This window comes from Stenotrophomonas sp. YJH_SMC_131, from assembly GCF_059367975.1.
Genome location: NZ_JCAFRJ010000003.1, coordinates 175,112 through 198,260, shown reverse-complemented (window position 1 = coordinate 198,260; position 23,149 = coordinate 175,112). Strand labels below are relative to the sequence as shown.

Annotated in this window: 17 protein-coding genes and 1 pseudogene; 14 read left to right on the top strand and 4 right to left on the bottom strand. The window is 67.6% G+C overall.

What is annotated here, in order from left to right; translation table 11 throughout:
- Position 1: 1 nt before the first annotated feature.
- Positions 2-367 (bottom strand): hypothetical protein, encoded by a 366-nt coding sequence (locus tag AC5P56_RS08345; RefSeq protein ID WP_014645902.1) that lies wholly within the window; start codon positions 365-367, stop codon positions 2-4.
- A gap of 459 nt (positions 368-826) precedes the next feature.
- On the opposite strand from AC5P56_RS08345, the gene AC5P56_RS08340 reads away from it, so the two are divergent.
- The 8 genes and pseudogenes from AC5P56_RS08340 to AC5P56_RS08305 all read left to right on the top strand — a co-directional run bounded on the left by AC5P56_RS08340 (position 827) and on the right by AC5P56_RS08305 (position 14,501).
- A complete protein-coding gene (locus AC5P56_RS08340) occupies positions 827-1,366 on the top strand; it encodes a fimbrial protein (RefSeq protein ID WP_014645903.1) in 540 nt (179 codons plus the stop codon).
- A gap of 85 nt (positions 1,367-1,451) precedes the next feature.
- A complete protein-coding gene (locus tag AC5P56_RS08335) occupies positions 1,452-2,180 on the top strand; it encodes a fimbrial biogenesis chaperone (RefSeq protein WP_014645904.1) in 729 nt (242 codons plus the stop codon).
- 92 nt (positions 2,181-2,272) lie between these two features.
- On the top strand, positions 2,273-4,837 hold the full coding sequence (locus tag AC5P56_RS08330; protein ID WP_049408715.1) for a fimbria/pilus outer membrane usher protein: 2,565 nt from the start codon (positions 2,273-2,275) through the stop codon (positions 4,835-4,837).
- Positions 4,828-5,865, top strand: a complete 1,038-nt coding sequence (locus tag AC5P56_RS08325) for a fimbrial protein (protein WP_049442171.1) — start codon at positions 4,828-4,830, stop codon at positions 5,863-5,865. Before AC5P56_RS08330 ends, AC5P56_RS08325 begins: the two co-directional genes overlap by 10 nt.
- Before the next feature lie 266 nt (positions 5,866-6,131).
- Positions 6,132-7,315, top strand: a pseudogene (wecB, locus tag AC5P56_RS08320) (non-hydrolyzing UDP-N-acetylglucosamine 2-epimerase).
- Positions 7,312-9,516: a hypothetical protein gene (locus tag AC5P56_RS08315; protein WP_495231539.1), complete on the top strand. Its 2,205-nt coding sequence runs from the start codon at positions 7,312-7,314 to the stop codon at positions 9,514-9,516. Before wecB ends, AC5P56_RS08315 begins: the two are co-directional and overlap by 4 nt.
- Positions 9,517-9,522: 6 nt before the next feature.
- On the top strand, positions 9,523-11,670 hold the full coding sequence (locus tag AC5P56_RS08310) for a glycosyl transferase family protein (protein WP_053495311.1): 2,148 nt from the start codon (positions 9,523-9,525) through the stop codon (positions 11,668-11,670).
- A complete protein-coding gene (locus AC5P56_RS08305; RefSeq protein ID WP_495231538.1) occupies positions 11,667-14,501 on the top strand; it encodes an NfrA family protein in 2,835 nt (944 codons plus the stop codon). The genes AC5P56_RS08310 and AC5P56_RS08305 overlap by 4 nt, the downstream gene beginning before the upstream one ends.
- Here AC5P56_RS08305 and AC5P56_RS08300 read toward each other — a convergent pair.
- The 3 genes from AC5P56_RS08300 to ettA form a co-directional block, all read right to left on the bottom strand.
- Entirely contained in the window at positions 14,495-15,499 is a 1,005-nt protein-coding gene (locus AC5P56_RS08300; protein ID WP_230548470.1) for a DUF4434 domain-containing protein, read from the bottom strand. The two genes, AC5P56_RS08305 and AC5P56_RS08300, sit on opposite strands and share 7 nt — an antisense overlap.
- Before the next feature lie 139 nt (positions 15,500-15,638).
- Positions 15,639-16,955: an NCS2 family permease gene (locus tag AC5P56_RS08295; RefSeq protein ID WP_032962452.1), complete on the bottom strand. Its 1,317-nt coding sequence runs from the start codon at positions 16,953-16,955 to the stop codon at positions 15,639-15,641.
- Between the two features lie 92 nt (positions 16,956-17,047).
- Positions 17,048-18,712 carry an energy-dependent translational throttle protein EttA gene (ettA, locus tag AC5P56_RS08290; protein ID WP_005415249.1) on the bottom strand — a complete coding sequence of 555 codons (1,665 nt, stop codon included), beginning with the start codon at positions 18,710-18,712 and terminating at the stop codon, positions 17,048-17,050.
- A gap of 254 nt (positions 18,713-18,966) precedes the next feature.
- On the opposite strand from ettA, the gene AC5P56_RS08285 reads away from it, so the two are divergent.
- From AC5P56_RS08285 to nrdR, 6 genes are all read left to right on the top strand, one after another.
- A complete protein-coding gene (locus tag AC5P56_RS08285) occupies positions 18,967-19,437 on the top strand; it encodes an RcnB family protein (protein ID WP_049408719.1) in 471 nt (156 codons plus the stop codon).
- Between the two features lie 188 nt (positions 19,438-19,625).
- Positions 19,626-20,879, top strand: coding sequence for a serine hydroxymethyltransferase (gene glyA, locus AC5P56_RS08280; protein WP_495231537.1), 1,254 nt, complete (start codon positions 19,626-19,628; stop codon positions 20,877-20,879).
- Between the two features lie 124 nt (positions 20,880-21,003).
- On the top strand, positions 21,004-21,477 hold the full coding sequence (locus tag AC5P56_RS08275; protein ID WP_069118004.1) for a hypothetical protein: 474 nt from the start codon (positions 21,004-21,006) through the stop codon (positions 21,475-21,477).
- A gap of 6 nt (positions 21,478-21,483) precedes the next feature.
- Complete coding sequence (locus AC5P56_RS08270; protein WP_014645915.1) at positions 21,484-21,903, top strand: hypothetical protein; 420 nt, start codon at positions 21,484-21,486, stop codon at positions 21,901-21,903.
- 27 nt (positions 21,904-21,930) lie between these two features.
- Positions 21,931-22,380: a hypothetical protein gene (locus tag AC5P56_RS08265; RefSeq protein WP_049407593.1), complete on the top strand. Its 450-nt coding sequence runs from the start codon at positions 21,931-21,933 to the stop codon at positions 22,378-22,380.
- 152 nt (positions 22,381-22,532) lie between these two features.
- On the top strand, positions 22,533-23,054 hold the full coding sequence (gene nrdR, locus AC5P56_RS08260; RefSeq protein WP_010481984.1) for a transcriptional regulator NrdR: 522 nt from the start codon (positions 22,533-22,535) through the stop codon (positions 23,052-23,054).
- Positions 23,055-23,149 lie beyond the last annotated feature (95 nt).

Below are 23,149 nucleotides of genomic sequence, written 5' to 3'. Positions count from 1 at the left end.
CTTACAGGTAGTCGACGACCACCAGGTAGGCGCCCTGCAGCGGCTGCTGCTTCGAAGCCTGCACGCTGTATCGCTCGGAGAAGGCGATATCGCCGGCGCGCATCGCGCTGGCCGACACCGACAGCTTCTGGCCCTGGCGCTTGCCGTCACGCAGCGTCGCCGCCTGGCCATCGGCCAGTGCCGTCACGGCCACCGTCGAGCCCTTGGCCGACGGTGGGCAGGCCGCCAGGCTCAGCTCACCCTGGGACAGGTTCGTCGTGCAGCCCGGCTCGGCGATACGGCCGCTGAAACGGATGCTGCCGCTGCTGGCCTGGGCCAGCGCACTGACGGACATCAGGGCCACGCACAGCAGAATGGAGTTCCTCATGACACGTTCTCTGGTTCGGTGTGTCCTAGTTAGCGACAGGATCGATCAACCTTTAATAGGACGATTCCGAATCTGCTAGGGCCATCACCAAGAAAGAGTGATGCGCATCAAAGAAGCCAAATTCCCCCTGAAAAATGCCTGTTTCCGCGCGTGCCGAACGCGTCGCGCAATGCGACATCTCCAGTCGTTTGTAGCGTGACCGGGCCCCGCGTCAAATCCCCCGCACCCCGAGGCTGTGATTTCGCCTAGCACGTCACATTTAATGCGTCAATGAATTGGCGTTCAGAAAAATAATGAGACTTTCATCACAGTTGTGCCTATACTTGCGTCACGGATTCAGGGAGAGGTATGTCCGAGTCCGGCCACAGGTGAGACGCAAGGATGGGTCTTGTTAGCCCGGCAGTGCTCCTTGCTTCCTCCTCTACTTCTCATCTCTTCAGTAGGGTTAGGTAAAAGCGAATGCACAAGATGAACCTCATTGCCGCTCTGATGCTGGCCGCCGCTCCGCTGGCCGCCAACGCCGCCGACGGCACCATCACCTTCAATGGCAAGGTGACCGACAAGACCTGCACCATCTCGACCCCGGGCGGCAAGGACTTCGCCGTGACCCTGCCGACCGTGTCCAAGAACACCCTGGCCACCGCCGGTGCCGTTGCGGGCCGTACCCCGTTCGCCATCAACCTGACCAAGTGCAGCGCCGGCAACGTCGCCACCTACTTCGAGCCGGGTTCGACCGTCGACTTCAACAGCGGCCGCCTGGTCAACCAGGCCTCGGCCAACGCTGCCACCAACGTGCAGCTGCAGCTGCTGGGCTCGAACAACCAGTTCCTGCCGATCAAGGCTGCCGGCGCTGGCCTGGCGCAGACCAACTCGCAGTGGGTCACCGTCGGCACCGACGGCTCGGCCGATCTGAACTACTACGCTGAGTACTACGCCACTGCCGCCGCCACCCCGGGCGACGTCACCAGCAGCGTCAAGTACACGATCATCTACAACTGATCGTCGTCGTACCCGCATTGGCCGGCGTACGCGCCGGCCAGTGCTTCGCGGCCCCTGGCCACACCCCTCGAGCGTAGTACTTCCGATGAAAGCAATCTTTCCCCGGGCGCTGCTGCTGGCAGCGTTCACGCTGCCCTTCTGCCAGAACGCTCTGGCCGGCGTGGTGGTCAACGGCACGCGAGTGATCTATCCGGCGCAGGCGCGCGAAGTGACCGTGCAGGTCGACAACGTGGGCGATTCGCCGGCGCTGGTCCAGGCCTGGATCGACAGCGGCGACGCCAACCAGACCGCCGACAACAGCGACGCCCCGTTTGTACTGACGCCGCCGATCGCGCGTGTCGAGCCGGGCCGCAGCCAGGCGCTGCGCGTGATCTTCTCCGGTGCGCAGCTGCCGACCGACCGTGAGTCGGTGTTCTGGCTCAACGTGCTGGATGTGCCGCCGTCGCCCGACAACGCCGACAGCGGCGACCAGAATTACCTGCAGGTCGCGTTCCGTTCGCGCCTGAAACTGTTCTACCGGCCGCAGGGCCTGAAGGGCGTCGCCAACGACGCGCCGGCAGCGTTGCGCTGGACCCGCACGGGCGATCGCCTGCGGGTGGAAAACCCCAGCCCCTTCCACGTCACGCTGGCCGAAGTGCATGCCGTGACCGGCAGCAGCGAGAAGACCGTCGAGGACAAGGGCGCCATGGTCGCGCCGAAGCAGAGCCTGGAGTTCACCGCACCGGCGGGCTCCGACCAGGTGCGCTTCATCACCATCAACGATTACGGCGGTCGGGTGGAGCACACGGTCCGCCTCGGCAGTACCGGGGGCTGAACGCGCCGCGCCGGCCATGGGCCTGCGCATCCCGCCACCGCCGCCGTGCGGCGAATTGAAGGAATGTCAGTGTGATCGGAAACAGATTGACATTGTCGATCCACCAGGCGATCTGCCTGCTGGTTGCTGGCGTGGCCTGCCCAGGATGGGCGCTGGCTGCGCCGGCCAATCTCGGCGAACAGGCGCTGATGGCGCAGAGCGGTGCGGCCAATGCGCGTGCACCCGAGTCGGCCCAGTTCAACTCCAGCTTCCTCTCCGGCCAGGCCAAGCAGGTCGACCTGGCCTCCTTCACCAATGGCAACCCGATGGTGGCTGGCACCTACCGTGTCGACGTCTACGTCAACGGCGGCTGGCAGGGCCGTCGCGATCTGCAGTTCAAGGCCGATGAGCAGGGCCGCGTCGACGCCTGCCTGCCGCTGCCGATGCTGGAAGAAATGGGTGTGGACAGCGAGGCCGTGCTGCTGCAGCAGGACCCGACGCTGCCGACCGACACGACCAGCTGCGTGCCGGTACAGCGGCGCATGGCCAATGCCTATGGCATCTATGACAGCGGCAACCTGCGCTACGACCTCAGCATCCCGCAGGTGTTCCTGCGCCGCGAGGCGCGCGGCTACGTCAATCCGTCGCTGTGGGACCGCGGCATCAACGCTGGCTTCGTCGGCTACAGCTTCAACGCCATCGACAGCGACAGTCGCGTTGAAGGGGGGCAGCGCAATCGCAGCGCCTACCTCGGCCTCAACGCCGGCCTGAACCTGGGAGGCTGGCAGTTCCGCCACGATTCCAACCTGACCTGGTCCGAAGGCAACGGCCGCCACTGGCAGAGCATTGCCACCTATGCGCAGCGCGGCATCCCGCAGGTGCGCGGCATGCTCACCATTGGTGAGGCCTACACCACGGGCGAGCTGTTCGATTCGATCGGCTACCGGGGTGCGAGCCTGGCCAGCGACGACCGCATGCTGCCCGATTCGCTGCGCGGTTACGCGCCGGTCGTGCGCGGCATTGCCGAAACCAACGCGCGCATCGAAGTGCGCCAGAACCAGCAGCTGATCTACTCCTCCACCGTATCGCCGGGCAGCTTCGTCATCGACGACCTGTACCCGACCGGCTACGGCGGCGACCTGGAAGTGAGCGTGATCGAGGCCGACGGCCGCCGCCGCGAATTCAAGGTGCCGTTCGGTTCTGTGCCGCAGATGCTGCGCGAAGGCGTGTCGCGCTACTCGCTGACCGCCGGCCAGGTGCGCAACAAGCTGCTGGCCGATGAGCCGTGGCTGGTGCAGGGTACCTACCAGCGTGGCATCGGCAACCAGTTGACCCTGTACGGCGGCAGCGCGCTGAGCGAAGGCTACCTGTCGCTGCTGTACGGTGTCGGCCTGTCCACGCGCGTCGGTGCCTTCGCTGCCGACGTCACCCATGCACGGACCTCGTTCGACCACTACGGCAGCCATACCGGCGCCAGTGTGCGGCTGAGCTACAGCAACATGATCGGCGAGACCGGGACCAACCTGACCCTGGCCGCCTACCGCTACTCCACTGAAGGCTTCTACAGCCTGCAGGACGCGCTGTATGGCCGTGATTCGGACAAGCGCGGCATCGACCCGACCACCCGTGGCCGTCAGCGCAGCCAGTTCCAGGTAACGCTGAACCAGCCGCTGGGCCGACGTGGCGGTGCGCTGTACGTGACCGGCTCGGTGCGTGACTTCTACGACCGTTCCGGCACCTCCAAGCAGTACCAGGTGGGCTACAACAACGCCTGGCGCTCGGTGAACTACGGCTTCTCGGCGCTGCGCACCGAAGAAGGCGTGCTCGGCCGTTCCGATACCCAGTACCTGCTGTCGATGAGCGTGCCGCTGGGCCGGGGCACCCACCCGGTGTCGTTCAGCGCCGACCTTGGCGCGCGCGACCGCGGTGGCTACGACAACAGCCGCGTCGGCATCACCGGTTCGGCCGGCGTCGACAACAACTTCAGCTACGGCGTGGCCCTGTCCGATTCCCGCGAGGGTGGCACCACTGCGGTCGGCAATGCCGAGTACCGCAGCCGCTACTCGGCGTTGAACGCCACCTACAGCCACTCGCGTGATTTCCGCCAGGCGTCGGTCGGTGCCAACGGCAGCGTGGTCGTGCATCCGGGCGGCTTCACCTTCACCCCGCAGCGCGGCGACACCATGGTGCTGGTCGAAGCGCCGGGCGCGCGCGATGCGATCGTCAGCAACGCGCCGGGCCTGCGCGTCGATGGCCGCGGCTACGCCGTGGTGCCGTATGTGTCGCCGTACCGCCTCAACACCGTCACCCTCGATCCGCAGGGCATGGCCCACGACGTCGAACTGGAAAGCACCAGCCAGTCCATCGCGCCGTTCGCCGGTGCCATCAGCTACCTGCGCTTCGACACCCGCAAGGGCAACGCGCTGCTGATCCAGGTGCGCAACGCCGATGGCCGCAGCATGCCGTTCGGTGCGCAGGTCAAGGACGAACAGGGCCAGCCGGTCGGCATGGTCAGCCAGGGCGGCCGCCTGTACGTGCGCAGCGAGAAGAACCAGGGCCAGTTGCAGGTCGAGTGGGGCGCCGGTGCCGACCAGCGCTGCACCATTGATTACCAGGTACCGGCGGGCGCCGATGCGTCCAAGACCGGCTTCATCCCGCTGGAGGCAGCATGCCGATGATTTCTTCCCGTGGCCGCAAGGCGCTGGCCGCGCTGGCCGTACTGGGCGGCGTGCTGCTGGCGCAGCAGGCCAGCGCCGCCTGCCGCATCCAGAACAGCTGGTTCATCGCCCAGGACGTGACCATGGACATGGGCCAGATCGTGATCCTGCCCAGCACCCCGGTCGGCGGTGTGATCAAGGAAATCAGTGAACCGATCACCCAGCAGAACAGCGTTGCCCGCTGCGATTCCTGGACCGGCGGTCGTTCGATCGGTGAGTACGTCAACGCAGCGCAGAAGCGCCCCGTGGCCGGCTTCTCGAACGTCTATGAAACCGATGTGGCAGGCGTCGGCATCCGCCTGTACCGCGATTCGGGTGCGATCCAGACCTACTACCCGCACTCGATCAACTTCGGTGGCGGTTCCGTGGTCAGCCTCATCGGTGGCCAGTTCCGCATCCAGCTGATCAAGACCGCTGCGCAGACCGGTTCGGGCGTGATCGCGCCGAACGGCCGCTTCACCAACTACTACTTCGACGGCGATGGCCCCGGGCGCCCGGTACTGACCTCGACGTTCAAGGGCTCGGGCACCACCGTGGTCAGCCCGACCTGTGAAGTGCAGGCCGGCAGCCGCAACATTGCCGTCGATTTCGGCAGTGTGCCCAACACCACCTTCACTGGTGTCGGCTCCAAGGCCGTTGATCGCGACTTCGAGATCCGCCTGAACTGCCAGGGCAGCAACGTTGCCGCCTACCAGAGCAAGATCGGCATCCGCCTCGATGCCGACCAGGACAGCTCGAACATGCCGGGCGTGCTGAAGCTGAGCGCGGCCAGCAACAGTGCCACCCGCATCGGCATCCAGATGGTCCAGCGCGATGGCAGCACCGAGCGTGAAGTGCGCTTTGGCCAGACCATCAGCGTTGGCACCACCGCGCCGGGTACCAGCGTCATGGCGCTGCCGCTGCGCGCGCGCTACGTGCAGACCCAGGCCGGTACGGTGGGCGCGGGTGTCGCAAACGGCCAGGCCACGTTCACCATCCAGTACGAGTAAGGCCGCCCCGGCGGCTGCCCCTGCTGCGCTCCGCCGCAACGTCGCCCGGCTCACGGGCGGCGTTGACTGCGTCTTGATCCTGCAACGATGAAGATCGATGCCACGACGCGCATACAGACGCCTTAGTGTGATGTATGTCGCGAATTTGGAGTTTCCTCATGAGGTGACCGTCTCCTGCCTGCGGGTGCTGGACGGCAACGCCGAAAGGATCCAGACGTGGCTACTGCTGCTTGCCCCCTTCCGCGCCGGCTTTCGGGAGCGCTCCGGTGAAGGTCCTGTCGGTGTTCGGCACGCGACCGGAAGCCATCAAGATGGGGCCGCTGGTGCGCGCCCTGGCACACGCTGCGGATATCGAATCGGTGGTCTGCATCACCGGGCAGCACCGGGCGATGCTCGACCAGGTGATGGCGCTGTTCGAGATCACCGCCGACCATGACCTCGATGTCATGGTGCCCAACCAGACCCTCAATGGCCTGTGTTCCAGGCTGTTCGAACGGCTTGACGCGCTCTACACGCAGGTCCGCCCCGACTACGTGCTGGTGCATGGCGATACCACCACGGCGATGACCGCGGCCCTGGCCGCGTTCCATCACCGCATCCCGATCGGCCATGTCGAGGCCGGCCTGCGCACCGGCGACATCCACCGGCCGTGGCCGGAGGAGATGAACCGGCGGGTGATCGATGTGGTCGGCCATCAGTTGTATGCACCCACTTCCGGCTCGCGCGCCAACCTGGCCCGTGAGCACCTGGGCGGGCAGATCCTGGTCACCGGCAACACCGTCATCGATGCCCTGCAGCAGACCGTGCAGCGGCTGGATGCCGATCCGGCACTGCGTGCGCAGGCCGACGAACCCTTCCATATGCTCGAACCCGGCCGCCGGCTGCTCCTGGTCACCGGCCATCGCCGCGAGAGTTTCGGCCAGGGCTTCGAGGACATCTGCCGTGCGCTGGCCGAGCTGGCACGGCGGCCGGACCTGCAGGTGCTGTACCCGGTGCACCTCAACCCGAACGTGCAGGGCCCGGTCAATGCCCACCTCGGCAACCTCGACAACGTGCACCTGGTGCCGCCGCAGGATTACCTGCGCTTCGTGCGCCTGATGCAGCGCGCCGACGTCATCCTCACCGACTCCGGTGGCGTGCAGGAAGAAGCCCCGGCGCTGGCCAAACCGGTGCTGGTGATGCGCGATGTCACCGAACGGCCGGAGGCGGTCGAAGCCGGTGTGGTCACGCTGGTCGGCACCACGCCCTCGCGCATCGTCGATGCGGTCAACGCGGTGTTGGCACGCCCCCCGCAGCCGGCCCGCTTCGACCCCGATGCCAGCCCGTACGGGGATGGCCGCGCCAGCGCCCGCATCGTCGCCGCCCTGCGCGGTGCGCCCCTTCCCGAATTCTCGCCCGGCGTCCGCAGCAGCGGCGCCGTCCACCCCATCCACGCGAAGTGACGCCATGACCCAGACCGGCCGCTCTTCCCTGTTTGCATCCGCCGCTGCGTTCGTCCTGTCGGGCTTGGTTGGCAGTGCCCATGCCGCCGACAGCGTCGCCGGCCAGTTCACCGAATGGAGCAGCGACAGCACGGTGAACCGGCAGATGACCCTGCGCGAACTCGGTTTCCGCCAGCCACTGGTGCTGAGCGGGCAGGAGAGCCAGCGCGAGGTCTACCTGCCGGTGCCGGCCGGTGTGGCCACCCTCGACGCGCAGCTGCAGCTGGATGGGCGCTATGTGCGCGGCCACGCCGGGCGCACCTCGGGCCTGTGGTCGGTCGATGGCGACCCGATCGCGGCGCGTTCGATCACCGATGCCCAGGGCGATGCCAGCCAGCTGCTGGCCATCGATGGCGAACCCCGCCAGAGCGGCTTCGTACGGGTCGGCGTCGGCTGGTGGTCGATCGTGTCCGATTACCAGTGCGCCGACCAGAGCGCGCCGGCCAATGTGCTGCGGCTGTCGCCGGACTCGCGTTTCAGCTACCGCTTCGACGGCCGCGCCGTGGATACCGTTGCCAAGGCGTGGGGGGCGCTGCCACCGCGGGTGCGCCTGCTGGTGGATGGCAAGGCGCTGCAGGCAACGGCCTACGATGCGGCCTGGCGCATCGGTACCGCGTTGCAGGCCGGGGGCAAACAGGTGCAGGTGGTGGCCCTGCCCAAGGTCGGTGACAGCGTTGACCTGGCCGGTATCAGCATCCCGGCCAGCCTGCAGGGCGTGCCGGCCTACGCCGCGCTGGCCACGGGTGAGCGCGCGCATGCGATCAGGGATCTGGCCGAAGTCGGCGCGCTGCTGTCATTGCGCGACAGCGGGCCGTTGGCCGCCGATGTGATGATCGGCAGCGATGCACTGCGCGCCGGCGTGCGTGCGGCGCTGGATGCGCTGGCCGTACAGGTCGGCGCGGCAGGGGCCGATGCGGGCACCGCGTTCGCCGCGTGGCGCGGTACCGACATGGGCGGCCTGGAAAAGCCCGCCGCCAACGCGTCGGTCAGCGTGGTGGCCGTGGCCGGGCGTCCGACGCTGGTGGTCGACCCGGCGGCGGCGGGTAAGGTCGCCGGGCTGCTCGCCGAGCAGTGGCGCAGCTATGCACTGGGCCGCAGCCTGCAGGTCAGCGCAGCGGGCACGCCCAGACTGGATGGTGACCAGGTACTGCTGAGCCGGCTCGGCAACATCGCCGGCACCATGGATGTGGTGACCCGCGCCGACCGCAGCGCCAGCTTCGACCTCGGCGCACTGTCGGCCGATGGCCGCCTGCCCGAGCAGGTGGTGATCGATGTCTCGGCGGCCCCCAACGCGGCCGGGCAGGGCGCGGTCGCCACGATCTACCTCAACGATTACCTGCTGGGTGGCAAGCTGCTGTCGGCCAACGGCCAGCCGCAACGGCTGGTGGCCAAGGTGCCGGCCTACGCGCTGTCGGCACGCAACGAGATCCGTGTCAGCTTCCTGCGCCAGCCGGCGCGTCCCTACTGCCACGATCCGGCCACGGGCTATCCGGTCTCGATCCTGCCCAGCAGCCACCTGACCCTGGCCAAGCGTTCGCTGGGCAGTGACTTCGTGGGTGCCAGCAGCCAGCTGTCGCGCGGCAACCAGGTGTTCGTGCCCGGCACCTGGCTGCAGGATGCGCCGGCCTCGCTGGGCAAGGTCATCGCGGTGACCAGCGCAGTGGGCGCATCGCCGGAGGCATCGGAACTGAAGGTGGTCGAAGCCGGTGCCGTGGTCAGCCCGGGCGCGCCGTGGCTGGCGTTCGGCGTGGCGCCATCCGGTGTCGATATGGCCGGCCTGAAGGATGGCCACCTGCTGATCGGCGGCAAGCCGCAACCGCTGTTGGATGTGAGCGGGCTGGATCGTGCCGCGGTGGTGCAGGTGGGGTCGTCCGGTGGCCAGCTGGGCGTTGTTTACAGCGACCTCGGTGCGCAGTCACCGCCGTTCGGCGCCCCATTCCGTTTGCTGCGGGGCGATCTCGCCGTGCTCGACGGCAGTGATGCCGTGCGCGAATTCGACCGCCAGGATCCCTACGGCACGCGTATCGCGCAGGACGGCAACCCGCAATCGAAGTGGGAACGGCACATGGTCTGGCTGCTGCTGCTGCTGGTCGGCGTGATCGTGTTCGCGCTGCTGGCCGCCCGCGTCACCCAGGTGCGTCGCCGCAAGTCCGCCAACACAGGGCACTGATCCACCGTGGACGGTCTGTTCTGGAACATCCAGCTGGCCAACTACTACGCCGCCCTGGAAACCACGGCGGCGGCGGTGGCCGTGCTGATCCTGATCTCCAGCCTCGATGACCTGTTCATCGATGTCTGGTACTGGGTACGCGAGAGCTGGCGCGCGCTCACGATCAAGCGCCGCGATGCCTACCGGCCGCTGACCCAGGACGACCTGCTGCAGCGCCCGCAGCAGCCGCTGGCGATCATGGTGCCGGCGTGGATGGAGTACGACGTCATCGCGCAGATGGTGGAGAACATGATCAACGTGCTCGATTACCGCGAGTACGTCGTGTTCGTCGGCACCTATCCCAACGACCAGCAGACCATCGATGAGGTCGAGCGCATGCGTCGCCGCTACAAGCGCCTGCGCCGCGTGGAAGTGCCGCACGACGGGCCGACCAGCAAGGCCGACTGCCTGAACTGGCTGATCCTGGCGATCTTCGACTACGAGAAGCGCCACGACATCGAGTTCGCCGGGGTGATCCTGCACGATAGCGAGGACGTGCTGCATCCGATGGAACTGCGCTTCTACAACTACCTGCTGCCGCGCAAGGACATGATCCAGCTGCCGGTCACCTCGCTGGACCGCGAGTGGTATGAGCTGGTTGCCGGTGTCTACATGGACGAATTCGCCGAATGGCACGCCAAGGATCTGGTCGTGCGTGAAAGTGTTTCCGGCATGGTGCCATCGGCGGGCGTCGGTACCTGCTTCTCGCGGCGCGCGCTGCTGGCGCTGAGCGCGCAGACCGACAACCAGCCCTTCAACACCGACAGCCTCACCGAGGACTATGACGTCGGTGCGCGGCTGGCGGCGATGGGCATGCAGTCGATCTTCGCCCGCTTCCCGGTGCAGTTCCGCGTGCGTCGCCCGTCCTGGTTCGGCTGGGGGCCGGTGCGCGAGCGCACCCAGCAGATGGCGCTGTGCGTGCGCGAGTACTTCCCCGACAACTTCCGTGCCTCGTACCGGCAGAAGGCGCGCTGGGTGCTGGGCATCGGCCTGCAGAGCTGGGAGTCGCTGGGCTGGCGCGGCTCGCTGGCCACCAAGTACCTGCTGGCGCGCGACCGCAAGGGCATCATCACCTCGTTCGTCAGCATCATTGCCTACCTCATCTTCCTGCAGCTGCTGCTGTTCTGGCTGCTGAAGATGTCCGGGGTGTGGACGATGCAGTTTCCCAGCGTGTTCCAGGCCGGTACCTGGCAGATGAACGTCGCGCTGCTGACCACCGCAGCGCTGGCCACCCGCGTCGTGCAGCGCTTCTACTTCGTCAACCGGCTGTACGGCTGGGAGCATGCCTTGATGTCGATCCCGCGGATGGTGGTCGGCAACATGATCAATTTCATGGCCACCGCGCGTGCGTGGAAGGTGTTCCTGGCTTACCTGCTGTTCGGCAAGCGCATGGTCTGGGACAAGACCATGCACGACTTCCCGGATGCGGCGCAGCTGGTGCAGACGCGCAAGCAGCTCGGCGAGCTGTTGACCACCTGGCAGGCGGTGGAGCCGGAGCGCCTGCAGCAGGCGCTGGACCAGCAGCATGCCGGCCGGCAGCAGCCACTGGGCCGCATCCTGCTCACCCAGGGTTGGCTGGATGATGAAACGCTGGCCGAGGCGATCGCCTTCCAGGGCGACCTGCCTCGTGCGGTGATCGACGTGGACTACCTGCGCGCCTGCCACTTCCCGGTCAGTGCCGATGCCTGCGTGCAATGGCGCATGTTGCCGCTGCCACCGCGCCAGCAGGGCACCCTGCGGCTGGCCGTGGCCAGCCCATTGCCCGAAGAAGCGTTGGCACTGCTGAAGCAGGAAACCCGCAGCGAGCACATCGAACAGAGCATTGCCCGCGAAAGCGAAATCAACGCAGGCCTGCGCCTGATCGGCGGCGACCGGCACTGGCAGCTGGACAACGTGCCCCTGCTGGGCGACCTGCTGGTGGAGATGCGCCTGATCGACCACGCGCGCTTCGAGATCGCATTGGACGCGTACAAGCCGCAGCGCGACGGCCGCATCGGCGATTACCTGGTCAAGCAGGGCATCACCACCGAAGACGCCGTGGCCCAGGCCATGCAGGAACAGCGCCGGCGTGCGGCGGCGCTGCAGTCGCCGCCTCCCGGAGCCTTGCCGGCATGAAGACCACGCTGCTGTCCTCCGTCATTGCCGTGGCACTGGCCACGGCGGCCGCGCCGGTGCTGGCCCAGGCCGATGCAGCACTGCCGTTGTCCGGTGCGGCCTACCGCGTCGCCGAGCAGGCGTTTGCCGCCTATGAGCGCGGTGACTACCCGGCGGCTTACCGGCAGTCCACCGAAGCGATCCGGCTGCGCCCGGACGTGGTGCGGCTGCGCCTGTTGCAGATCTATGCGCTGCAGAAACTGGGGCGGGGTGCCGAGGCCCAGCAGCAGGCACGTCGTGCACTGGATGCGGGGTTGAAGGATCCGGCGTTGCCGGCGCTGGCCACTGCCACCGCTGCCCGCAGCACGCCTCCGGATGCCAGGAGCGGGCGCGCACCCTCCCCACCGCGCGTGGCTGGCAGCGGCGCAGACCGCGCCAGGCAGCAGGCCTACGCGCTGGCCACCGAGGCCTACGCCGCTTATGACGCCGGGCGGATGGGAGAGGCAGCCAGCAAGGCCGAGCAGGCTTTCCGGCAGCAGCCAACGCAGGGCGCCTGGGCGATCCTGTGGGTGGCCGCGCTGGAGGCACAGCAGCAGCCCGAACAGGCCGACGCCGCCATTGCCACCGCGCTGCAGCTGGGCGCGCCGAATGTCGAGGCATTGCGCGCACAGCGCGTGGCGCTGGATCGACAGCGCGCGCTGCTGCAGGCCCAGCAGGCGTACCGGTCGCTGTCCACGCAGGATGATGCCGCGGCCGTTGCGCAGGCACGTGCCGCTGTCGAGCTGGCACCGGAGGTGGCGACGTACCGGTTGCTGCTGATTACCGCGCAGCTGCAGCAGGGGCAGCTGGCCGACGCCGAGCGCAGTGCCGACCAGGCACTGCAGGCCGACGGCGGGGATCTCAATGCCCGCGTGATGCGCGGTTATCTGCGCCAGCGCCAGGGCAAGACCCTGCTGGCCAATGAAGACTTCGACGCCGCACTCGCCGCGCCGGGGTCAACCATGCAGCAGCGCAACGTGCGCCTGCTGGCCGTGGATGCGGCCCTGGCCGCTGGGGACCGCACACGTGCGGGTGCACTGCTGGCGCCGCTGCGCGCGGCATTGCCAGCAGATGCCAGCGATGCACGCGCGCAGCAGCTGCTGCAGCAGGGCATCGAGCAGCGCGCCAAGGCGGTCCGTTCCAGTCGCGAGCGTCCGCGCATGAGCGCGCAGACCTATCCGGCGCCGTTCCAGCACTGCCAGTCTGGCGACAGCGGCAACCGTTGCGAGTTGATGCCGGCCGACCTGCAGGGCGACGGTGGTGCCGCACAGCGTGCCTACGCGGCCTACGCGCGCCGGGACTATGCCGAGGCCATCGGCGAGGCGCGGCAGGCCGTGCAGCTCGCACCGGACGACGCGAGCCTGCAGGGGCTGCTGACCACTACGCTGGCGGCAGGCAACCGCAGCCAGCAGGGCGAAGCACGGCAGCGCCTGGATGCGGCGCTGGCACAGCGCCCTGACGATGCGGAGGCGCTGATGCAGCGCGGCTACCTCAACCAGAAGGCGCACGAGCCGGCGCGCGCACTGGCCGACTTCCGTGCCGCCGAGGCCACCGGCAGGGCACCAAAGGGCGTGGTGCTTGACCAGGCCTACGCCAGCGCGGCCAACGGCGATCACCCGCAGGCGGTGACCCTGCTGCGGACGGCCATTGATCGTGCCGATGCCGGCGAGCTGCCACTGGATGCGCACCAGCGCTACAACGTGCGCAATGCCATCGCCAACTATTCGCGCGAGTGGGGCGTGATCGCCTCGGCCGGCTTCCGTGGCGCGCGCCAGGCGGCGACCAATGTCGGCGGCGCGGCGATCAGTACGCCGGGTGATTCGGTGTTCAGCACGCTGGAAGTGTTCTGGCGCCCCCCGGCTTTCAATGACCAGCACGGCACGCTGGAGCTTTACGCGCGGCTGCTCAACACCCTGTACGACGAGGGTGGCACCTACGAGTCGATCCGCGCCGTGGACCCGTGCACCGGCGAATCGACGCCCGATGCACGCGCGCGCGCCGAACGGCTCAGCCGCTCGCGTTCCACCACCGGCTGGCCGTCCACCATCGCCTCGTTCGGCCTGCGCTACGCCTTCGGCCAGACCGGCCTGAGCGCCGGCATCGAGCGTCGCCAGTTCCTCGGCAGCGCCACCCGCACGGGCGATGTCTACCCCGCTTCGGCGGCCGTGCAATGCAGCCTGCAGCTGGCCCGCAACCCGCCACTGGAAGCCAGCACACTGGCCCGCTACCGCCTGGCCAGCGGGTCCGGTGGCTGGATGTCCTACCTGACCTACGGCTATTACCACGGCACCGACCTGCGCACCGACGTGAATCAGTGGTGGATGGTCAGTGGCTACGCGCAGGGCGGTTACACGTGGGATGACAACAGCGCGCATTTCACCCTCGACGCACTCGATGCCAATGGCACGCCGGTGCGCCGGGTGGGCGATGCCAACGGGCGCCTGCATCGCGAACAGTGGTTCGCTGCCGGTGAACTGCGCGCCGGCCGCAGCTTCCGCTTTGGTGCCGGGCAGACCCACTGGGTGGTCACGCCGTATGTGGTGGTGGGGGCGGACTGGCTGGACCAGCGCTCGCGCGTGCGCGACATCCGCTACCCGCTGTTCCCGGCGCAGTCGTTCGCACTCAACGATACGCGGCGTAGCTGGTCACTCGGCGCAGGGCCGGGCGTGGGCGTGCGCTACTGGTTCCGCGAAGACCACTACAACACGCCGCGTTCCTACCTGGACCTGACCGTGCAGTACCGCTTCGCGATCGGCGGCGGTGATACGCAGCGCGCCAAGGGCCTGTTCGCCACCGCCATCCTCTCCTACTGAGGCAGGCCCCAACGTCGTCGCAGCGCCGCGGCCTGCGGCGTGTCCTGGGTCAGCCACGGCTCCAGTGCATAGACCAGCACGTGCTGCGCACCGCTGTCGTGCGCCCACGCCAGCTGCCGCTGGATGCGCGCGGCATCTGCGGTTTCGCCCTTGAACGCGCTGCCGTCGGCGGGGCTGCCGGGCAATTCGCGGAACAGTTCGACGATCGCATCGAACCCGATGCCCTGTGCCCGGAAATGGCCGAGCAGCGGTTGCAGCTGCTGCACGTTGCCGGCGCCGGCCACCCCCACGCCGTCCTGCACCATCGGCCGCAGCGCGGCCCGTGCCAGCACCGCCTGCCACAGCGCGACCAGGTCGCCGTCGGTCTGCAGGCGGCTGAAGTAGCAGGAGATCGCACAGTCACCGCCGCGCGCGCTGGCGGCCTGCGCCAGCCCGTGCAGCCACTGCGCCAGCCATTGCTGGCGGGCCGGATCGGCCCAGTGGAACTGCTCCAGTTCGTAGGGCAGGTACCAGCCGCCGAAGGCGGGCTGCTGCGCCCACGGCGCCTGTGCCAACCAGCTGCGCGCGTGCGCCAGGCTGTCGGCCAGGAACGCCTGCAGCGTGGCGTCGTCGGCGCCGATGGCCTGCCACCAGCGTTGCTGGAAGGGCAGGCCAACGCGGATGCGGATGTCGTTCTCGCTGGCGGCGGTGAACAGCTGCTGCAGGTTGCTGTCCGGCAGCGACCAGTCGCCATCGCTGCCACCGACGATGCCGGTCCACTGCAGCACCAGCTGCCGGCAGCCCAGCGCGTGGGCAAGCTTCAACGAACGTTGCCAGTCGGCCGGGCCCCACTGCAGATGGCTGCGCCAGGGCTGCAGGAAGGTGCCATCCACCTGCACCGGCAGCGAACAGCCGGGCAGGGTGGCGAGCGTAGCGGCCAACGGCGCCAGCACTGCCGCGCGCAGCAACCGGCGGCGCAACGGCGAAGACGGATCCGTGGGAAGGTCGGGCCGAACCATGCCCGCATCATCCCAGAGCACCGTGGGTGGGAGGTGAACCCCGCGCCGGGTGGTGCCGGCCGCTGGCCGGCATCGTGCCCCGGGTGGCAGGTGAATCACCATCCGGTAGTGCCGGCCGCTGGCCGGCATCGCGCCCCGATTATTCCAACGCGTAGCGCAGCGCGAACAGCACCGCCACCAGCCACACCGCCGGATGCACTTCGCGCCAGCGGCCGGTGCCGGCCTTCAGCGCCGCATACGCGATGAAGCCAAACGCCAGGCCATTCGCGATGGAGTAGGTGAACGGCATCGCCAGGGCACACAGTGCGGCCGGCACCGATTCGGTCAGGTCGCTCCAGTCCACGTCCACCAGTTCGCGCAGCATCAGGCCGGCCACGAACAGCAGCGCCGGTGCGGTGGCATAGCCGGGCACCATCGCCGCCAGCGGCGAGAACAGCAGTGCGGCCAGGAACAGTGCCGACACCACCAGTGCAGTCAGGCCGGTGCGGCCGCCCACCTGCACGCCCGAGGCGCTTTCAGCGAACGCGGTAGTGCTGCTGGTGCCCAGCAGCGAACCGGCCACGATCGCCGTGCTGTCGGCCAGCAGCGCGCGGCCGAAACGCTTCTGCGCGCCCGGCAGTTTCAGCAGTCCGGCGCGACCGACCACGCCATACAGGGTGCCGGTGGCATCGAACACTTCCACCAGCACGAACACCAGCACCACCTGCAGCAACACGGCGATCGGCGCGCCACCGTTGTGGTGCAGCAGGCCCGGCAGGTCCAGCTGCAGGAAGGTCGGCGCCAGGCTCGGCGGCAGCGAGACCAGGCCCTGGTACTGCACGTCGCCCAATGCCCAGCCCGCGCCCGTCACCGCCAGGATCCCGATCAGGATCGCGCCACGGATACGGCGCGCTTCCAGCACCGCGATCAGCAGGAAGCCGGCCAGTGCCAGCAGCGGCGGCGCCGTATTCAACGGGCCCAGCGCCACCAGCGTGTCTTCATTGCCGACGATCACGCCGGACTTCTGCAGCGCGATGATCGCCAGGAACAGGCCGATGCCGGCCACGATCGCCGAGCGCAGCGACGAAGGAATGCCCGACACCAGCCACGCCCGCACACCGGTCAGCGACAGCACCAGGAACACCAGGCCGGAGATGAATACCGCGCCCAGTGCCTGCTGCCACGGCAGGCCGGCGGCACCGACCACGGTGAAGGCGAAGAACGCGTTCAGGCCCATGCCCGGTGCCATGCCGACCGGGAAGTTGGCCGCCAGCGCCATCACCGCCGAACCCAGCGCCGCGGCCAGGCAGGTGGCCACGAACACCGCACCCGCATCCATGCCGGTGGTGCCGAGGATTTCCGGGTTGACGAAGACGATGTAGGACATCGTCAGGAAGGTGGTGACACCGGCCAGCAGCTCGGTACGCACGGTGGTGCCGTGCTGCTGCAGCTGGAACAGGCGCTCGAACAGGGACATGGGGCTTCTCGCGACAATAAGGTGTCACGACCAACGGTCGTGACCTACCCGAATGCAGAACGGCCGCGCAGAGCGCGGCCGTTCTTCCTTTCTTACTTCAGCGCCTTGAAGCGCAGGCGCTTCGGCGCGGCATCGTCGCCCATGCGACGCTTCTTGTCTTCCTCGTACTCGCGGTAGTTGCCCTGGAAGAACTCCACGTGCGAGTCGCCTTCGAAAGCGATGATGTGCGTGGCGATGCGGTCCAGGAACCAGCGGTCGTGCGAGATCACGAAGGTGTTGCCCGGGAACTCCAGCAGCGCGTCTTCCAGCGCACGCAGGGTTTCGATGTCCAGGTCGTTGGACGGTTCGTCGAGCAGCAGCACGTTGCCGCCCTGCAGCAGGGTCTTGGCCATGTGCAGGCGGCCACGCTCACCACCGGACAGCGAGCCGACCATCTTCTGCTGGTCCTGGCCCTTGAAGTTGAAGCGGCCGATGTAGGCGCGCGACTGGATCTCGATGCCGTTGATGTTGAGGATGTCCAGGCCACCGGCGATTTCCTGGAAGACGTTGTGGTTGCCTTCCAGCTTGTCGCGGCTCTGGTCCACGTAGGACAGCTGCACGGTCGGGCCGATCACGATCTCGCCCGAATCCGGCTTCTCCTGGCCGGTGATCATCTTGAACAGCGTCGACTTGCCGGCGCCGTTCGGGCCGATGATGCCGACGATCGCGCCCGGCGGAATCAGCATCGACAGGTTGTCGATCAGCAGGCGGTCGCCGAACTTCTTGGAGACGTTCTTGAACTCCATCACCATGTTGCCCAGGCGCTCGCCCGGCGGGATGAAGATTTCGTTGGTCTCGTTGCGCTTCTGGTAATCCTGCGACTGCAGCTCTTCCAGGCGGGCCAGACGGGCCTTGCCCTTGGAGCGGCCGCCCTTGGCGTTCTGGCGCGACCACTCCAGTTCCTTCTGGATCGCCTTCTGGCGGGCCTTTTCCTGGTTCTCTTCCTGCTTCAGGCGCTCATCCTTCTGCACCAGCCATTCGGTGTAGTTGCCCTTCCACGGAATGCCGCGGCCGCGGTCCAGTTCCAGGATCCACTCGGCGGCGTTGTCCAGGAAGTAGCGATCGTGGGTGACCGCCACCACGGTGCCGGTATAGCGCGCCAGGAACTGTTCCAGCCATTCCACCGACTCGGCGTCGAGGTGGTTGGTCGGTTCGTCGAGCAGCAGCATGTCCGGCTTCTGCAGCAGCAGGCGGCACAGTGCGACGCGGCGCTTTTCACCGCCGGACAGGTTGGCGATCTTGGCATCCCACGGCGGCAGGCGCAGCGCATCGGCAGCCACGTCCAGCTGGTTTTCCAGGGTATGCGCGTCGCCAGCGGCCAGGATCGCCTCCAGGCGCTCCTGTTCCTTGGCCAGCGCGTCGAAGTCGGCGCCTTCCTCGGCGTAGGCGGCGTACACCGCCTCCAGCGCGGCCTGGGCCTGCAGCACTTCGCCCACGCCTTCCTCGACCGACTCGCGCACGGTCTTGTTCGGGTCCAGTTCCGGTTCCTGCGCCAGGTAACCGACCTTGATGCCGGGCTGCGGGCGGGCTTCACCCTCGAAATCGGTGTCCACGCCGGCCATGATCTTCAGCACGGTGGACTTGCCGGCGCCGTTCAGGCCCAGCAGGCCGATCTTCGCGCCCGGGAAGAAGGACAGGGAAATGTCCTTGATGATCTGCCGCTTGGGCGGGACCACCTTGGACACGCGGTTCATGGTGTAGATGTATTGCGAGGACATGCGGTCTCCGTAGGCGCGGCCCTGCGCCCGACCCGTCACGGGAACATCCCGTTGCGGCAGCGGGCACAGACTGGAATGGAATACCGCCAATTATAGCCGGAACCGGTTCCGGCCCGCGCCCGGCCGGAGCCGCGCAGGCTGGCCGTGGCCTGAATGCTCCGTCACAGTCCTGCAGCGGGAAGCGTTTCCAGCCGGAAACGGTTCAGATCGGTTGCGCAATATGGGCTCACCACCCACCCAAGCAGAGGTCTGACATGCGCATCAATCGAGTAATGGCCGGCGCCGTGGCCTCTGTGCTGGCGCTGGGCGCCGTGACCCCGGCCTTCGCCGACAACGACCATCGCCGCGACCACGACCGCCGCGAGTGGCGCGAGGATCGCCGTGAGTGGCGCCAGGACCGCCGCGACTGGGAGCGCGACCGCCGCGAGGCCCGGCGCGACTGGGAACGCGACCGCCGCGACTGGCACCGTGACCATGACCGCTACTACCGCCCGGCACCGCCGCGCGTGGTCTATCGCCCGGCCTATGGCCCGGGCTATGGCTGGAAGGTCGGCCACCGCTACCGCGACTACTACCGCGGCCCGGTCTACGTGGTGAACGACTACCCGCGCTACAACCTGCGCCGCCCGCCGTACGGCCATCAGTGGATCCGGGATGATCGCGGCAACATGCTGCTGGTGGCCATCGCCACCGGTGTGATCGCCCAGTACGTGCTCAGTCGCTGAGGATCGCGGCCGGGGTCGGATCCCTTTCCAACGGAAAGGGCTCTGACCCCACAACTATCGATCGAAACCATACGGGGCCGGATTCCTTCGGGGATGCCGGCCCCGTCCGTTTCGGCCCCAGCGGGCCAGTGCGGAGCTACAATCGAGGGCTGAGCCGTACCCCTTTTCCCTGCCTGCTGGAGTACCCGATGTTCCCGCGTGACGTCCGCATCGAATCCTACGATCCCGAACTGGCCAAGGCCATCGCCGCTGAGACCCAGCGCCAGGAAGACCACGTCGAGCTGATCGCCAGCGAGAACTACACCAGCCCGGCGGTGATGGAAGCCCAGGGCAGCCAGCTGACCAACAAGTACGCCGAAGGCTACCCGGGCAAGCGCTACTACGGTGGCTGCGAATACGTGGACATCGCCGAGCAGCTGGCGATCGACCGCCTGAAGCAGCTGTTCGATGCGGACTATGCCAACGTGCAGCCGCACAGCGGTTCGCAGGCCAACCAGGCCGTGTACTTCGCCCTGCTGCAGCCGGGTGACACCATCCTCGGCATGAGCCTGGCCCACGGTGGCCACCTCACCCACGGCGCCAAGGTCAATGCCTCGGGCAAGCTGTTCAACGCCGTGCAGTACGGCGTCAACGACCAGGGCCTGATCGATTACGACGAAGTCGAGCGCCTGACCCTGGAGCACAAGCCGAAGATGGTCGTGGCCGGCTTCTCGGCCTACTCGCAGGTGATCGACTGGGCGCGTTTCCGCGCCATTGCCGACAAGGTCGGCGCCTACCTGTTCGTCGACATGGCCCACGTCGCCGGCCTGGTCGCCGCAGGCGTCTACCCGAGCCCGCTGGAACACGCCCACGTGGTCACCTCGACCACCCACAAGACCCTGCGCGGCCCGCGCGGCGGCATCATCATCGCCAAGGGCGCCGACGAAGACCTGGTCAAGAAGCTGCAGTCGATCGTGTTCCCGGGCATCCAGGGCGGTCCGCTGATGCACGTCATCGCCGGCAAGGCCGTGGCCTTCAAGGAAGCGCTGGAGCCGGGCTTCAAGGCCTACCAGCAGCAGGTGGTGAAGAACGCCCAGGCGATGGCCAATACGCTGATCGCGCGTGGCTACAAGATCGTCTCCGGCGGCACCCAGAACCACCTGATGCTGGTGGACATGATCGGCAAGGACGTGTCCGGCAAGGACGCGGAAGCCGCGCTGGGCAAGGCCCACATCACCGTCAACAAGAACTCGGTGCCGAACGACCCGCGTTCGCCGTTCGTGACCTCGGGCCTGCGCCTGGGTACGCCGGCGGTGACCACCCGTGGCTACGTCGAACAGGACTGCGTGGATCTGGCCAACTGGATCGCCGACGTGCTCGACGCACCGAACGATGACGCGGTCATCGCCCGCGTGCGCGACGCCGTCAGCGCGCAGTGCCGCAAGTACCCGGTCTACGGCTGATCGGAGAGTGGGGGCAGAGCCCTTCCTGGCGGAAAGGGATCCGACCCCGCCTTCCGGATCGACGCAGGGGTCGGATCCCTTCCCGCAGGGAAGGGCTCTGACCCCGTCATCAGGAATCCCGCGCATGGATGAGCGCCGCCTCAAGTACCTGTACATCGCACTGGCGGTGCTGTTCGGCCTGCCCAGCCTGTTCTTCGGCGGTGCCGGCGCCTGCATCGCCGTGGTCATGGGCGTGATCGGGCTGGTCTCGCTGGACGCGGACAACCTGTGGTTTGCCGCCGGCATGCTCGCGTGGGGATCGTGCGCGATCGCCGGCCTCGTGGCCTGGGTCGCACTCAGCATCGTCTGGCTGCGCGATGGTTCACGCGGGCTGCACATGGCATCACGCCGCTGGTGGCTGCTGTTGGGCCTGGGCGTGCTGGCAGGCCTGCCCTTGCTGGCGATGGCGCTGTATTACTTCGCCGAGCTGGGTTCGTCCGTGCTCAGCGGGCTGTTCGCCGGGCCGTCCCTGTTGGTGCCCACCGGTACGTTGATCCTCCTGCGGCTGCGTGCTGACGCCCTGGGCGAGCCATCCGGCCCGGCGCGATCAGAGGAGTAGGCCCGCGTGGATGAGCGCCACCTCAAGTACCTGTACACCGCGCTGGCGGTGCTGTTTGGCCTGCCCAGCCTGGTGATGGGCGGCGCGGCGGCGACGATGCTGCTGCTGATGGGGCTGGGCCAGTTCGGTCATGGCACGCTGGCCTCGGTGACGGTGATGCCGCTGTGGGGCCTGGCCGGCATTGCCGGTTGCCTGGCCTGGTTGTGGCTCAGCGCGGGTTTTCTGTTGCAGGGGCGTGCCGGGCTGCACGTGCACCGCCTCTGGTGGTGGATGCTGCTGGCGGGCGGTCTCGCCGCCTTGCCCCCGCTGGGGCTGGCGCTGTGGTGGGGCATCGCCGTGCATGCCGAAGGCATCGGCTTGTTGCTGCTGGGCCCGTCGATGCTGGTGCCGGCTGCGATGCTGGTGTGGATCAAACGCCGCGCATGACGTGGCCCATGGAAGGAAATCGAACGCATGGATGAGCGTCTGCACAGACGCTGGATGGCGATCGCCGGCCTGCTGGTGGGCCTGCCCACCGTGGCAGCAGGCGGCACGGGTGCCGTGCTGGGGCTGATGGTCGTATGGGACGGCAAGTACCTGACGGGCGACGAGCACACGTGGTTGCTGCTGTGGTCGTCGGCTGGAATCATCGGCCTGCTGTCGTGGTTGTGGCTGAGCGGCCTGTTCCTGTGGCGCGGTGTTGCCGGCCTGCGCCAATCACCGGTTGTCGCCTGGGTCGGCCTTGCGCTGGGGGTGCTGGCCGCGTTGGCCGTGGTCGCCGCCGCGTTGTACTTCACCTTCAAGCATGGGGAAATCTCGACCCTGGCCTTCCTTGGGTTCGGCCCGCCGCTGCTGGTGATGGCCGGGCACCTGGCGTGGCTGCGCTGGGCACGCGCGGCCCCGGTGCCGTCGGCACCTGGTTGAACGTCTGGTCCTGCTGACCTCACTGGACGCTCTGGTTGGCCGAAATGCAGGTACTTCCGCGCAGACAGCATTTGCCGCTGCGCCCTTTCTCAGGTACCTTTGCGACGCTGCCATGACCGTGGCAATAGGTACTTTCCTGAGCCAGGCGTTCCATGCACTGCCCCTTCTGCCAACATGCCGATACCCGGGTCATCGACTCGCGCGTCTCTGAAGACGGCGCGACGATCCGTCGTCGGCGTGAATGTGAAGCCTGCGGCGAGCGCTTCAGCACCCTGGAAACGGTCGAACTGAAGCTGCCGGCCATCGTCAAGAGCGATGGCACCCGCGAGGCGTTCGACCAGCGCAAGGTCCGCGCTGGCTTCGACCGCGCGCTGCAGAAGCGTGCGGTGGCCGAAGACAAGATCGAAGCAGCGGTGCGTGCGGTGGTTCACCAGCTGCGCATCAGCGGCGAGCGCGAAGTGCCCTCGATCAAGGTCGGCGAGTTCGTGATGAACGAACTGCGCAAGCTCGATCATGTCGGCTACGTGCGCTTCGCTTCGGTCTACCGCAGCTTCGAGGACGTGGCCGATTTCCGCGAGGAGATCGAGAAGCTCGAGCGCGACCTGCCGTCCAGTACCGAACAGCTGCAGCTGCTGGGCGATGTGATCGCCCTGACCAAGAAGAAGAAGGGCTGACTGCCTCTGCCTTGGGGGTGCCAACCTTGGTGGGCACCGGTGGCCGCATTCACTGGTGGGTGCCAACCGTTGGTTGGCACTGACGGCATGGATCA